The sequence below is a fragment of the Burkholderia sp. Bp8998 genome (assembly GCF_003854235.1).
Lineage (GTDB): Bacteria > Pseudomonadota > Gammaproteobacteria > Burkholderiales > Burkholderiaceae > Burkholderia.
In genome coordinates, this window is the sequence record NZ_QTQF01000010.1 from 110,649 (window position 1) to 124,660 (window position 14,012).

Below are 14,012 nucleotides of genomic sequence, written 5' to 3' on the forward strand. Positions count from 1 at the left end.
TCCCGATAAACGTTACTTGGCCGCGTCGGGCGCCCACTTGTCGCGGACGGGCGGCTGGTAGCGGCGCAGCTGTTCGATCAGCGCGACCGGTTCGGCGTCGATGCACAGCGCGTCGAAGTAGGCCGGGCGCATGAAACCCTCGTCGACCGTATGGCGCAGCAGTGCGATCAGCGGATCGTAGAACGAATCGATGTTGTACAGCGCGACGGGCTTGCGGTGATAGCCGAGCTGCGCCCACGTATAGACCTCGAACAGCTCCTCGAGCGTGCCGGCGCCGCCGGGCATCGCGACGAACGCGTCCGAGAGGTCGGCCATCATCTTCTTGCGGTGGTGCATGTCGGGCACGACATGCAGCTCGGACAGCCCCGTATGGCCGACTTCCTTGTCGACGAGCAACTCGGGGATCACGCCGACCGCACGGCCGCCGGCCGCCATCACTTCATCGGCGATCACGCCCATCAAACCGACGCGGCCGCCGCCGTAGACGAGCGCGAGGCCCGCATCGACGAGTGCGCGGCCGAACGCGCGCGCGGCGTCCGCATAGACGGGCCGCACGCCTGACGACGAGCCGCAGTAAACGCAGACCGCCTTCATTGTTTCGTATCCTTCGCGGCCGGCTTGGCGGCGACCGGGCTGCCAGCGGGGCGCGGCGAACCGTCGCGCGGCGGCAGGTAGTCGGTGAACTGGCGCTTGGGCAGCTTGCCGGAGACGAGATCGTCGAACAGCTGGCGCGAACGGCCGCGCAGGTACGGGGCCATGACCGAGATCACGTGCATGCTCACCTGGTGCAGCTCTTCGCGGATCGCGTCCTGGTCGTTGTATTTGCGCGGGTGCATCACGTACTGATACGACAGCCAGTATGTCGAGATCACGGCCATGTTGGTGGCGATGACCTCGATCTCGGCCGGCGTCGCGACCATTTCGGCGTCGGACACGAGCAGTTCGCACATGTCGTGCGCGAAGCGCACCTTGTGGCTGATGATCTGCTTGAAGTGCGTCTCGAGCGTGCGGTTGCGCGCGAGCAGGTCGTTGAGGTCGCGATACAGGAACCGGTAGGTCCACATGAAGTCGGCCATGTACTGCAGGTACGACCAGGTCTCGTCGATCGTCGGACGGTGATCTTCGGGGAAGCGCAGCCGCCGTTCGATCTGTTGCTCGAACTGCGCGAAGATGCTGTTGATGATGTCGTCCTTGTTGCGGAAATGGTAGTACAGGTTGCCTGGACTGATTTCCATTTCCTCGGCGATCGTCGTGGTCGTGACGTTCGGCTCGCCGATCTCGTTGAAGAGTTTCAACGACAACTCGAGAATCCGTTCGCGGGTGCGGCGGGGAGGTTTCGCTTCCATGTCGTCCGGCCCTGTGTATGCCGGACTGGCGGGCGCTGCAATCGATGCTGCGAGATTCGTCCGGCGCGGGTTGCTGTTCTAAGTCTAGCGGACGATTATAAACCGCGGTTTCCTTGCAACGGGCGCATTTCGTGATCGCGATGCGTCCGGCGCATGGTGCGCCGCCGCACGCAGCCGATGCCGCGGAGGCTGCTAGACGCCGAGCCAGCGTGCGATCACCGGCCCGAGCACGAAGCCCCACGTCGTCACGCAAGCGAACAGCGCGACCGTGACCGCCGCGCTGCCGAGATCCTTCGCGCGCTTCGACAATTCGTGGCGCTCGAGCGAGATGCGGTCGATCGCGGCCTCGACGCTCGAGTTCAGCAGCTCGACGATCAGCACGAGCAACACCGACGCGATCAGCAGCGCGCGCGAGGCGGCGGGGACCGGTGAGAACGCACCGATCGGCAGCATCAGCGCGGCGAGCGTGAGTTCCTGGCGAAACGCGCTCTCCTCGCGGATCGCGACGCGAAACCCGTTCAGCGAATGCTTGAGCGCGTACCACGCACGCGTGATGCCGCGGTGGCGCTTGTACGGGTTCGGCGGCAGCGGCGCCAGTCGATCGTCGGGGCCGAGCGGTTCGTGCGGGTGCACGTCCGCGTCGGTGTGCGGCTCTTCTTCGTCGAACGGACGATGCGGTCGCGCCGTCGCGGCAGGGGGCGGGGTCTGGTCGTTCAGGTCTCGTTTCAAACGGCGGCACCTTCGGCGGGCGAGTACGCAGTCTTCTGCAGCGGCTTCAGATGCGACGCGAACTGCTCGGACGCCGCGCGCCACGAGAAGCGCTCGGCCCACGCGCGGGCAGTCTCGCGTTCGATCTTGAGCGCCTCGAGGCAGGCTTCCTGCAGGTCTTCGTGCATCGCGCCGGCATCGCCCCCGCCAAGCACGTCGATCGGGCCCGTGACAGGGTACGCGGCGACCGGCGTGCCGCACGCGAGCGCCTCCAGCAGCACGAGGCCGAACGTGTCGGTGCGACTCGGGAATACGAACACGTCGGCCGCAGCATACACCTTCGCGAGCTCGGCTTGCGACAGTACGCCCAGATAGTTCGCTTCCGGATAGCGCGATTTCAGCTCGGCGAGCGCCGGACCTTCGCCCGCGACCCACTTCGAGCCGGGCAGGTCGAGGCGCAGGAACGCCTCGACGTTCTTCTCGATCGCGACGCGGCCCACGTACAGGAAGATCGGCCGCGCGGTATTGAGCACCTTCGACTCCATCGGCCGGAAGATGTCGAGGTCGACGCCGCGCGTCCACAGCACGACGTTCGTGAAGCCGAACTTCTCGAGATCCTGCTTCACGACCGGAGTCGGCGCCATCACCGCGAGCGACGGCCCGTGGAACCAGTGCAGGAACTTGTAGGTCGCCGACAGCGGAATGCCGAAGCGCGCCTGCACGTATTCCGGAAAGCGCGTGTGATACGCGGTCGTGTACGGCAGCTTGCGCGCGCGTGCATAGCGTCGCGCGGCGAGGCCGAGCGGGCCTTCGGTCGCGATGTGCAGCGCGTCGGGTGCGAACGCATCGATCCGGGCGCGCAGCTTGCGGTACGGCAGGATCGACAGGCGGATCTCGGGGTAGGTCGGGCAGGGCACCGTGCGGAATTCCAGCGGCGTCAGCATTTCGACCCGGTGACCGAGCGCGGTGAGTTCGCGGGAGGTGCTCTTCAGCGTGCGCACGACGCCATTGACCTGCGGTTCCCACGCGTCGGTGACGATCATGATCTTCATCGCGGCATGTGTCCTGTAAGTGGAGTTTTGTCAGGCGGTGGCCTTGGCCTTGCGCGACGAGGCGGCGGACGGCGCGGTGCGCATCGCCGTCCAGTAGACGACCTTCAGCTCGCCTTCCATCGTCTCGACGAGCGCGGACAGGCTCTCGACCCAGTCGCCGTCGTTGCAGTACAGCACGCCGTCGATGTCGCGGATCTCCGCCTTGTGGATGTGTCCGCACACGACGCCGTCGCAGCCGCGGCGGCGCGCTTCGTCGGTCATCACGGTCTCGAACTGCGAGATGAAGTTCACCGCGTTCTTCACCTGGTGTTTCAGGTACTGCGACAGCGACCAGTACTGGAAGCCCAGCCGGCTGCGGATCCGGTTGAACCAGCGGTTCAGCACGAGGATCAGCGTGTAGAGCGTGTCGCCGAGATACGCGAGCCATTTCGCGTGCTGGATCACGCCGTCGAACAGGTCGCCGTGCACGATCCACAGACGTTTGCCCGCGAGTGTCGTGTGAAATGCCTCGCCGCGCACCTGGATGTCGCCGAACGCGAGGTCGCAGAACTGCCGCGCGCCTTCGTCGTGGTTGCCCGGGATGTAGACCACCTGCGTGCCCTTGCGCGCCTTGCGCAGGACTTTCTGCACGACGTCGTTGTGTGCCTGCGGCCAGTACCAGCCCTTCTTCAGCTGCCAGCCGTCGATGATGTCGCCGACGAGGTACAGGTATTCCGAATCGTTGTGTCGCAGGAAGTCGAGCAGGTACGGCGCCTGGCAGCCGCTCGAGCCGAGATGGATGTCGGACAGCCAGATCGTCCGGTAGCGATGGGTGGACGGTTCGGGGTCGTCGTGCTGCGTGACGTGCGTGGCCGTCGGCTCGTGCGGCGAAAGGGCGTCGGTTGCGGCCGAGCCGGACAGGAAGGCGGTGACGGCGCGGGCGCCGAGCGGTTGACGGAACAGGGAGGTCGCGGACGTTTTCTGGCCCATGCATGACTCGCGCCGGTTGACATTACCGGCATTGCGCCATGCGGGCATGACTATGCCGTGACAGTCACGCGACGTTCTTATTACTGTCGTTGCGGCGTGTTTGGCAGTGAATGCGGTGGCGTTGCGTGGCCTGCCGAACCGACGGGTCCGTGGTTATCGGGCAAGCCGCGCGGAGCGGTCGTGCCGGCGTTGTCGAGGGGTTTCGTCTGACGGATGCGCCGATGCGCGGAACCGGCCGCGGTCGCGCGGACGGCGCGGCGCGTCAGCGCGGAATGGCGACGACGCGCGTGCGGGCGATGCGGTCGTGCGGGAACTGGCGACCGGCGTGCAGCCGGGCGGCGCCGGCCCAGGCGACGATCCACGCGGCGGTGAGCGCGAGCGTGACGGGCACCGACAGGCCCAGGAGCGGATGCAGCGCGAGCGGCGGCAGGAACCACAGCCAGCCGAGCGCGTAGCGGACCAGCGCATGGCCGGCGTTCAGCGGCCGGCCGCTCGACGATTCGAGCCGCAGCCGCCAGGTCTTCATCGGCAGCGTCTGGCCGCCGTGGGTCCAGAACCAGACGAAGTACGCGCCGACGACGAGCGCGATCCACGCGGCGAGGAGGTTGTGGTGGACGAGGCCGTTGCGCTGCTGCGTCGCAAGGCTGAAGGCGAGGCCCGCGAAGAACACGACGCCGAACAGCAGCACGGCTTCGTACAACATCGCGGCGAGGCGCCGCCGCACGGACGGCGCGGCGACGGCGGCCGGGGCTTCGGGGGCGCGGGCGCTCGCCACGGCGGGTCAGGAGCCCTTGAACATCGACGGCGCGTCGGCCGGCGACACCGGTGTGACGGTCGCGGGCGCGGGTGCGGCGGTGCCGGATGTGGACGATGCCGCCACCGGCGGCGTGCCGGCGCCCGGCGATGCGGGCGCCGCTGCCGGCGCGGGGGTGCTCGCCGGATGCTCGTGCGAATTGACGAGACGGCGTACATCACGGTCGGCGACGGTCGGCGGCGCGCTGACGACGCTCGGCCGGCGCCGGCGCTCGGTCGCGGCGAGGCGCTCCTTCTGTTCTTCCGGCAGTTGCTGGTAGGCCTTCCATGCGCGCTCGCGCGCCTGCGCGGACAATTCCTTGGCGCTCTGGTAATTTTCGCGCGCGACACGGCGCTGCTCGGGCGTCATCCGTGCCCACTCGGACATCCGGTCCTGCAGGTGTTTCTGCTCATCGGGCGTCAATTTCGCGAAACGAGACGCGATCTTCAGCCATTTGCGCTTGCGTGCGTCGCTGAAGCCATCCCACTGATCGGCAAACGGCGCGAGTGCCGCGCGTTGCGCGGGCGTCAGGCGCGCCCACGACAGCGGGCCGTTGGCGGCCGGCAGCGGCAGGGGGGGGAGTTCGGTGGTCAGCCCGGCGGCGGCCGAGGTCGGCGCGGGCGCGCTGCTGGCCGCGGCGGAGACCGTCGCGGGGGGCGGGTTGAATCGGGAATAGGTGGCGACGTAGGAAACGGCGATCGCGATCACGCATCCGAAAAATACGGCCAGGCCGCGTTTCTGACTCACCCGTGCGATCCCCTCGTTATTGTCTGTTAGCGTGCGTGCGAAAGATACGCGTTGAACCCGTGATCGAGATACGCGTTGAGCGGCAGGTCGTCGCTGAGCATCGCCGCGTCGATATCGGCGAGTTCGGCGGTGCGCTGCATGTCTTCCCAGTAGGCGATGCCGACGAGCCCCGCGAGCAGCAGCGCGAGCGGCCACGCGCGCAGCAGGCGGCGCGCGAACGATGCCGGCGGGCGGCTCGCGGGCGGCGTGCCGTATGCGCCGGCTGCGCCGGCGAAGGCGGGCACGAACACCGGCGCGGTTGCGGCTTCCGGCTTCTTGCGCGCGAGCGCGGCCCGGCGCGCGACGGCCAGACGGTCGGTGGTCGCGGCAGGCAGCGCCGCGGCACGTTCGTCCAGTGCGCGGCGGACCTTCAGCGCGAATTCGTGTTCTCGATTTACGGGAGCGGAGCTCATAGCGTGATTCCTTTGGCCTTGAGCGCTTGCGCCAGGGTGTGGGTGGCTCGCGAGCAGTGCGTCTTGACGCTGCCTTCGGAGCACCCCATTGCGGCGGCAGTCTCGGCGACATCCATATCTTCCCAATAACGCATCAGGAACGCTTCCCGTTGACGCGTCGGAAGTTTCTGGATTTCTTCGTCGATCAGGGCCAGAACCTGCTCCCGCTCGAGGCGGTGCTCGGTGCTCTCGACGCCCGCGTTGTCGTCCGCGGACTCGAGCGTTTCCAGCGGATCGAAGTCCTCGTCGTCCGTGTTGTTGAGCGACGAGAAGAGCGTGACCCAGGTATTGCGGACCTTCTGCCGGCGGAACCAGTCGTGGATCGCGTTCTGCAGGATCCGCTGGAACAGCAGCGGCAGTTCGGCCGCCGGCCGGTCGCCGTATTTCTCCGCCAGCTTGATCATCGCGTCCTGCACGATGTCGAGCGACGCATCGTCGTCACGCACGGCGTACGCAGCCTGCTTGAACGCGCGCCTTTCGACGCCCGCCAGAAAGTCGGCGAGTTCCTTGTCTGATGCCATTCCGTAAAGGTATGCGCTGCGGACTGCGGCGTGTGAAAGGTCGAAAAATTTCGTAAAACCCGCGGATGCTAACAAATTTTCGCGCGACTTGGCACAGTTGACGGCTCGGTACGTTGCGTGCGAGCCGCGTCCGCGGGCCGCCGGGCGAGGGCCATGATGCGCTGCGGGATATTTTGCTTGACGACCCAATCATGACCCGCTATCGTCAGCGATTCGCAACATGAAGTGATGGTCTCATTTGAGGCTGGCCCAAGAAGCCCGCCCTTCAACTGGACGCGCCGCTTGAACCCGAGCCACAAGCCCGGCAGAGAGCACCCGATCAATTTTTTGCCGAAAATTCGAAAGGTCAAAATGAACATGCCCAGCGCGGAATTCTCCACGTCGGAACCCCTTTCCCCTCCCGATAGCGACTCCATCGGCGCCACCGTGCTCATGAAGGCACTGGCCGACGAGAACGTCGAATTCATCTGGGGCTACCCCGGCGGCTCGGTACTCTACATCTACGACGAGCTTTACAAGCAGGACAAGATTCAGCACGTGCTCGTGCGCCACGAACAGGCGGCCGTGCACGCAGCCGATGCGTATGCGCGTTCCACCGGCAACGTCGGCGTCTGTCTCGTGACGTCCGGCCCCGGTGTCACCAATGCGGTGACCGGCATCGCGACGGCCTACATGGATTCGATCCCGATGGTCGTGATCAGCGGCCAGGTGCCGACTGCCGCGATCGGCCAGGACGCATTCCAGGAATGCGATACGGTCGGCATCACGCGTCCGTGCGTGAAGCACAACTTCCTCGTGAAGGACGTGCGCGACCTCGCGGAAACCGTCAAGAAGGCGTTCTACATCGCCCGCACCGGCCGTCCGGGCCCGGTGCTGATCGACATCCCGAAGGACATCTCGAAGACCCCGTGCCAGTACGAGCCGGTCAAGAGCGTGTCGCTGCGGTCGTACAACCCTGTCACGAAAGGCCATTCGGGCCAGATCCGCAAGGCCGTGTCGCTGCTGCTGTCGGCGAAGCGTCCCTATATCTATACGGGCGGTGGCATCATCCTCGCCGACGCGGCACGCGAACTGAACCAGTTCGCCGACCTGCTCGGCTACCCGGTCACGAATACGCTGATGGGCCTCGGCGGCTATCGCGCGTCGGACAAGAAATTCCTCGGCATGCTCGGCATGCACGGCACCTACGAAGCGAACATGGCGATGCAGCACTGTGACGTGCTGATCGCGATCGGCGCCCGCTTCGACGACCGCGTGATCGGCGATCCGGCGCACTTCGCGTCGCGTCCGCGCAAGATCATCCATATCGACATCGACCCGTCGTCGATCTCGAAGCGCGTGAAGGTCGACATCCCGATCGTCGGCGACGTGAAGGAAGTGCTGAAGGAGCTGATCGAGCAGTTGCAGACGGCCGAGCATGGCCCCGACACCGAAGCGCTCGCGCAATGGTGGAAGGACATCGAGGGCTGGCGTTCGAAGGACTGCCTGAAGTTCGACCGCGACAGCGAGATCATCAAGCCGCAGTACGTGGTCGAGAAGGCGTGGGAGCTGACGGACGGCAATGCGTTCGTGTGCTCGGACGTCGGCCAGCACCAGATGTGGGCCGCGCAGTTCTACCGTTTCAACAAGCCGCGTCGCTGGATCAATTCCGGCGGCCTCGGCACGATGGGCTTCGGCCTGCCGGCAGCGATGGGCGTCAAGATGGCGCACCCGGACGACGACGTGCTGTGCATCACGGGCGAAGGCTCGATCCAGATGTGCATCCAGGAACTGTCGACCTGCCTGCAGTACGACACGCCCGTGAAGATCATTTCGCTGAACAATCGCTATCTCGGCATGGTCCGCCAGTGGCAGCAGATCGAATACAGCAAGCGCTATTCGCATTCGTACATGGATGCGCTGCCCGACTTCGTGAAGCTCGCCGAAGCGTACGGCCATGTCGGCATGCGGATCGAAAAGACCTCGGATGTGGAGCCGGCGCTGAAGGAAGCGCTGCGCCTGAAGGATCGCACCGTGTTTCTCGACTTCCAGACCGATCCGACCGAAAACGTCTGGCCGATGGTACAGGCCGGCAAGGGCATCACCGAGATGCTGCTCGGATCGGAAGATCTGTAACGGCGCGACGCGCGCCTCGGCCGAATGCGGCCGCCTTCACGAAGGGCGGTGCGGCACTGGCGGCGCGCGGCGCGAGTGAATCGACACGGACACATTCTGGAAGAAGCGAACATGAGACACATCATTTCCGTCCTGCTGGAGAACGAACCCGGCGCGCTGTCGCGCGTGGTCGGTCTGTTCTCCGCACGCGGCTACAACATCGAAACCTTGACGGTGGCGCCGACCGAAGACCAATCGCTGTCGCGGCTCACCATCGTTTCCATTGGCTCGGACGACGTGATCGAACAGATCACGAAGCATCTGAACCGCCTGATCGAGGTGGTGAAAGTGGTGGACCTGACCGACGGTGCACACATCGAACGCGAGCTGATGCTGATCAAGGTACGTGCAGTGGGCAAGGAGCGCGAAGAAATGAAGCGGATGTCGGACATTTTCCGCGGCCGCATCATCGACGTGACCGAAAAGACCTACACGATCGAATTGACGGGCGCGAGCGACAAGCTCGACGCATTCATCCAGGGGCTGGACGCCAGCGCGATCCTAGAGACCGTGCGTACCGGCAGCTCCGGCATCGGACGCGGCGAGCGCATCCTGAAGGTGTGATGCCGATATCGGCAGGCAGGCACGCCGGGTGCGCCGTCATGTCCCGGCCCGCAGTACTCCATCTGAACGAATTGTTGAATTTTTGAATTAGCGAAGGAACCATCATGAACGTTTTCTACGACAAAGACGCTGACCTCTCCCTCATCAAGGGCAAGCAAGTCACGATCATCGGCTACGGCTCGCAAGGCCATGCACACGCACTGAACCTGAAGGACAGCGGCGTGAACGTGACGGTCGGCCTTCGCAAGGGCGGCGCGTCGTGGAGCAAGGCCGAAAACGCAGGCCTGTCGGTCAAGGAAGTCGCGGAAGCGGTGAAGGGCGCGGACGTCGTCATGATGCTGCTGCCGGACGAGCAGATCGCCGACGTGTACGCGAAGGAAGTGCACGAGAACATCAAGCAGGACGCCGCACTGGCATTCGCACACGGCTTCAACGTCCACTACGGCGCGGTGATCCCGCGCGCCGACCTCGACGTGATCATGATCGCGCCGAAGGCACCGGGCCACACCGTGCGCGGCACGTACTCGCAAGGTGGCGGCGTGCCGCACCTGATCGCCGTTGCGCAGAACAAGTCGGGCGCGGCACGCGACATTGCGCTGTCGTACGCTGCAGCGAACGGCGGCGGCCGTGCCGGCATCATCGAGACGAACTTCCGTGAAGAGACCGAAACCGACCTGTTCGGCGAGCAGGCCGTGCTGTGCGGCGGTACGGTCGAGCTGATCAAGGCAGGTTTCGAGACGCTGGTCGAAGCGGGCTACGCGCCGGAAATGGCGTACTTCGAGTGCCTGCACGAACTGAAGCTGATCGTCGACCTGATCTACGAAGGCGGCATCGCGAACATGAACTACTCGATCTCGAACAACGCCGAGTACGGCGAGTACGTGACGGGTCCGCGCGTCGTCACGGAAGAGACGAAGAAGGCGATGAAGCAGTGCCTGACCGACATCCAGACGGGCGAGTACGCAAAGAGCTTCATTCTCGAGAACAAGGCAGGCGCGCCGACGCTGCAGTCGCGCCGCCGCCTGACGGCCGAGCACCAGATCGAGCAGGTCGGTGCGAAGCTGCGCGCGATGATGCCGTGGATCGCGAAGAACAAGCTCGTCGACCAGACGAAGAACTAAGCACGGATCGAGCAAAACGTGCTGTTCCGGCCCTTCGAGTGGAGGGTCGGTATCAAAAAGCCGCCCGAAGGCAGTAGTGCCCCGGGCGGCTTTTGCTATCCTACGGGCTTTGCAATTCACCGAACACAGAACGAATCCATGAACTATCCTCATCCGATCATCGCGCGCGAAGGCTGGCCGTTCATCGCGATTGCAGCCGTCATCGCGCTGTTGATCCACGCCGTCGGGGGCTTCGGCTTCGCGTGGCCGTTCTGGCTGCTGCTCGTCTTCGTCGTCCAGTTCTTCCGTGATCCGCAGCGCCCGATCCCGGCGCAGCCGAACGCGGTCCTGTGCCCGGCGGACGGCCGCATCGTCGCGGTCGAGACCACGCAGGATCCGTACGCGAACCGCGAAGCGCTGAAGATCAGCGTGTTCATGAATGTCTTCAACGTCCATTCGCAGCGTTCGCCGGTCGACGGCGCGATCTCCAAGGTCGAGTATTTCCCGGGCGCGTTCCTGAACGCGGCGATCGACAAGGCATCGACCGAGAACGAGCGCAATGCGGTCGTGATCCAGACGGCGAGCGGCAAGACCGTCACGGCCGTGCAGATCGCCGGCCTCGTCGCCCGCCGGATCCTCTGCTATGTGCGCGCCGGTGAGCCGCTGTCGCGCGGCCAGCGCTACGGTTTCATCCGCTTCGGTTCGCGCGTCGACGTGTACCTGCCGCTCGGCAGCCGTGCGAAGGTATCGATCGGCGAGAAGGTCTACGCGTCGTCGACGATCCTCGCCGAGCTCGAGCAGTAAGCGGCGGGACGCACGATGGCCGCATTCAAACCGCGTCGGCCGCGCAACGGCTCCGGCCAGACGCCACGCCCGTTCCGCCGCAACAAGGTAATGGCGCCGGATCCGACGCCCATCGAAAGCCGCCGCGCCGCGCGCCAGCGGTTCCTGAAGACGCGCGGCATCTACCTGCTGCCGAACGCATTCACGACCGCCGCGCTGTTCTGCGGCTTCTTCGCGGTCGTGCAGGCGATGAACGTGCGCTTCGAGATCGCCGCGATCGCGATCTTCGTCGCGATGGTGCTCGACGGGATGGACGGGCGCGTCGCGCGGATGACGCATACGCAAAGCGCGTTCGGCGAACAGTTCGACAGCCTGTCGGACATGGTGTCGTTCGGTGTCGCGCCCGCGCTCGTCATGTACGAGTGGGTGCTGAAGGATCTCGGCCGCTGGGGCTGGCTCGCCGCGTTCGTCTATTGCTCGGGGGCGGCGCTGCGCCTCGCGCGCTTCAACACGAACATCGGCAGCGTCGACAAGCGCTTCTTCCAGGGGCTGCCGAGCCCGGCCGCCGCCGCGCTGATCGCCGGCTTCGTCTGGCTCGCGACCGACAATCGCGTGCCGATGAAGCTCGGCTGGCTGCCGTGGGTTGCGTTCGCGCTGACGATCTATGCGGGCGTGACGATGGTGTCGAACGCGCCGTTCTATAGCGGCAAGGCGCTCGACGTGCGGCACCGCGTGCCGTTCGCGGCGATCCTGCTGGTCGTCGTGGCATTCGTGCTCGTGTCTTCCGATCCGCCGCTGATGCTGTTCTGCCTGTTCGTGCTGTACGGGCTGTCCGGCTACGCGTTCTGGGCCTATATGGCCGTGCGCGGGCGGGCGAACCCCGCGCGCTCGTCGCAGCGCGATCACTGACGCGCAACCTGCCCGGAAACGGCGGCCTCGGATGTGATTCCAGGCCGCCGTTTTCATTTGCCCCTGTTTCGCCCGGCGCGGCCCGGCATCGCGGGTGCCGTCCGATTGCGCGCCCGGCGGAATGCCGCTATAGTCTTCGGCATGACTGCATTTTCCCGCCTCTCCCTCCTTCTAGCCGGTGCGCCGCTACGCGCGCTAGCGTTGGCGCGCCTGCCGCGCTGACCGTTCTCGCCCTCCGTCAAGCCTCGTCTGTTGTTGAGCGTCGCCAGCGGTGGCGCGATCTCATTACGTTTGATTTCCGTATAAAGAGCCCTGGAGTCCCCCATGACAGACAAGCTGATCATTTTCGATACGACGTTGCGTGACGGTGAACAATCGCCCGGCGCGTCGATGACGAAGGAAGAGAAAATCCGCATCGCGAAGCATCTCGAGCGGATGAAGGTCGACGTGATCGAGGCCGGCTTCGCGGCCAGCTCGAACGGCGACTTCGACGCGATTCACACGATCGCCGGTCTGGTGAAGGACAGCACGATCTGCTCGCTGGCGCGCGCCAACGACAAGGACATCCAGCGTGCGGCAGACGCGCTGAAGCCGGCCAACAGCGCGCGGATCCACACGTTCATCGCGACGTCGCCGCTGCACATGGAGAAGAAGCTGCGGATGACGCCAGACCAGGTGTTCGAGCAGGCGCGCCTCGCGGTGCGCTTCGCGCGCAAGTTCACCGACAACGTCGAATTCTCGCCGGAGGACGGCAGCCGTTCGGACCTCGACTTCCTGTGCCGCGTGCTGGAAGCCGTGATCGCCGAAGGGGCGACGACGATCAACATCGCCGATACGGTCGGCTACGGCGTGCCGGAACTCTACGGCAACCTCGTGAAGACGCTGCGCGAACGCATTCCGAACTCGGACAAGGCGATCTTCTCCGTGCATTGCCACAACGACCTCGGGATGGCGGTGGCGAACTCGCTCGCCGGCGTGAAGATCGGCGGTGCACGGCAGGTCGAGTGCACGATCAACGGTCTCGGCGAGCGCGCGGGCAACACGTCGCTCGAGGAAATCGTGATGGCCGTGAAGACCCGCAAGGACTACTTCGGCCTCGACGTCGGCATCGACACGACGCAGATCGTGCCGACATCGAAGCTCGTGTCGCAGATCACCGGTTTCGTCGTGCAGCCGAACAAGGCGGTGGTCGGCGCGAACGCATTCGCGCACGCGTCGGGCATCCACCAGGACGGCGTGCTCAAGGCGCGCGACACCTACGAGATCATGCGTGCGGAAGACGTGGGCTGGACCGCGAACAAGATCGTGCTCGGCAAGCTGTCGGGCCGCAACGCGTTCAAGCAGCGTCTGCAGGAGCTCGGCGTGTCGCTCGACAGCGAAGCCGAACTGAATGCCGCGTTCATGCGCTTCAAGGACCTCGCCGATCGCAAGGCCGAGATCTTCGACGAAGACATCATCGCGATCGTCTCCGAAGAGTCAGCGTTCGCGCACGAGCAGGAGCACTTCAAGTTCGTGTCGCTGTCGCAGCACTCCGAAACCGGCGAGCAACCGCAAGCCAAGGTCGTGTTCGCGGTCGAGGGCAAGGAAGTGACCGGCGAGGCGCGCGGCAACGGCCCCGTCGATGCGACGCTGAACGCGATCGAGAGCGAAGTCGGCAGCGGTTCCGAACTGCTGCTGTACTCGGTGAACGCGATCACGACCGGCACGCAGGCGCAGGGCGAAGTGACGGTCCGGCTGTCGAAGAGCGGGCGGATCGTCAACGGCGTCGGCACCGATCCGGACATCGTCGCGGCGTCCGCGAAGGCGTACATCGCCGCGCTGAACAAGCTGCACTCGAAGGACGACAAGGTCAACCCGCAGCGCGCGTAAGCGCTG

At 65.4% G+C, this 14,012-nt stretch carries 15 protein-coding genes; 6 read left to right on the plus strand and 9 right to left on the minus strand.

All coding sequences use genetic code 11. The features are described from left to right. Positions 1-12: 12 nt before the first annotated feature. The 9 genes from DIE06_RS13095 to DIE06_RS13135 form a co-directional block, all read right to left on the minus strand. Positions 13-594, minus strand: coding sequence for a TIGR00730 family Rossman fold protein (locus DIE06_RS13095; RefSeq protein ID WP_124661792.1), 582 nt, complete (start codon positions 592-594; stop codon positions 13-15). Then, positions 591-1,346: a TetR/AcrR family transcriptional regulator gene (locus DIE06_RS13100; protein ID WP_059600412.1), complete on the minus strand. Its 756-nt coding sequence runs from the start codon at positions 1,344-1,346 to the stop codon at positions 591-593. Before DIE06_RS13100 ends, DIE06_RS13095 begins: the two co-directional genes overlap by 4 nt. Before the next feature lie 192 nt (positions 1,347-1,538). Beyond that, the gene (locus tag DIE06_RS13105) at positions 1,539-2,075 is read right to left on the minus strand and encodes a diacylglycerol kinase (protein WP_124661793.1); all 537 of its coding nucleotides are present in this window, start codon (positions 2,073-2,075) and stop codon (positions 1,539-1,541) included. Continuing rightward, complete coding sequence (locus DIE06_RS13110; protein WP_124661794.1) at positions 2,072-3,106, minus strand: glycosyltransferase family 1 protein; 1,035 nt, start codon at positions 3,104-3,106, stop codon at positions 2,072-2,074. Before DIE06_RS13110 ends, DIE06_RS13105 begins: the two co-directional genes overlap by 4 nt. A gap of 30 nt (positions 3,107-3,136) precedes the next feature. Continuing rightward, entirely contained in the window at positions 3,137-4,075 is a 939-nt protein-coding gene (locus DIE06_RS13115) for a UDP-2,3-diacylglucosamine diphosphatase (RefSeq protein ID WP_124661795.1), read from the minus strand. Between the two features lie 262 nt (positions 4,076-4,337). After that, positions 4,338-4,850, minus strand: coding sequence for an RDD family protein (locus DIE06_RS13120; protein ID WP_124661796.1), 513 nt, complete (start codon positions 4,848-4,850; stop codon positions 4,338-4,340). Positions 4,851-4,856: 6 nt separating this feature from the next. Further along, positions 4,857-5,615 carry a DUF3106 domain-containing protein gene (locus tag DIE06_RS13125; RefSeq protein WP_124661797.1) on the minus strand — a complete coding sequence of 253 codons (759 nt, stop codon included), beginning with the start codon at positions 5,613-5,615 and terminating at the stop codon, positions 4,857-4,859. Between the two features lie 26 nt (positions 5,616-5,641). Then, complete coding sequence (locus DIE06_RS13130) at positions 5,642-6,067, minus strand: DUF3619 family protein (protein ID WP_124612526.1); 426 nt, start codon at positions 6,065-6,067, stop codon at positions 5,642-5,644. Beyond that, positions 6,064-6,627, minus strand: coding sequence for an RNA polymerase sigma factor (locus tag DIE06_RS13135; RefSeq protein WP_059468121.1), 564 nt, complete (start codon positions 6,625-6,627; stop codon positions 6,064-6,066). Before DIE06_RS13135 ends, DIE06_RS13130 begins: the two co-directional genes overlap by 4 nt. A 351-nt stretch (positions 6,628-6,978) precedes the next feature. On the opposite strand from DIE06_RS13135, the gene DIE06_RS13140 reads away from it, so the two are divergent. The 6 genes from DIE06_RS13140 (at position 6,979) to DIE06_RS13170 (ending at position 14,006) form a co-directional block, all read left to right on the plus strand. Continuing rightward, complete coding sequence (locus DIE06_RS13140) at positions 6,979-8,742, plus strand: acetolactate synthase 3 catalytic subunit (protein ID WP_059689386.1); 1,764 nt, start codon at positions 6,979-6,981, stop codon at positions 8,740-8,742. Positions 8,743-8,853: 111 nt separating this feature from the next. Then, entirely contained in the window at positions 8,854-9,345 is a 492-nt protein-coding gene (ilvN, locus tag DIE06_RS13145; protein WP_006750445.1) for an acetolactate synthase small subunit, read from the plus strand. Between the two features lie 104 nt (positions 9,346-9,449). Next, positions 9,450-10,466, plus strand: coding sequence for a ketol-acid reductoisomerase (gene ilvC, locus DIE06_RS13150; protein WP_124661798.1), 1,017 nt, complete (start codon positions 9,450-9,452; stop codon positions 10,464-10,466). Between the two features lie 138 nt (positions 10,467-10,604). Next, positions 10,605-11,249, plus strand: a complete 645-nt coding sequence (locus tag DIE06_RS13155; protein ID WP_039370565.1) for a phosphatidylserine decarboxylase — start codon at positions 10,605-10,607, stop codon at positions 11,247-11,249. A 15-nt stretch (positions 11,250-11,264) separates the two neighbouring features. Further along, positions 11,265-12,137: a CDP-diacylglycerol--serine O-phosphatidyltransferase gene (gene pssA / locus DIE06_RS13160; protein WP_124661799.1), complete on the plus strand. Its 873-nt coding sequence runs from the start codon at positions 11,265-11,267 to the stop codon at positions 12,135-12,137. A 324-nt stretch (positions 12,138-12,461) separates the two neighbouring features. Next, on the plus strand, positions 12,462-14,006 hold the full coding sequence (locus tag DIE06_RS13170; RefSeq protein WP_124612530.1) for a 2-isopropylmalate synthase: 1,545 nt from the start codon (positions 12,462-12,464) through the stop codon (positions 14,004-14,006). The last annotated feature ends 6 nt before the right edge of the window (positions 14,007-14,012 follow it).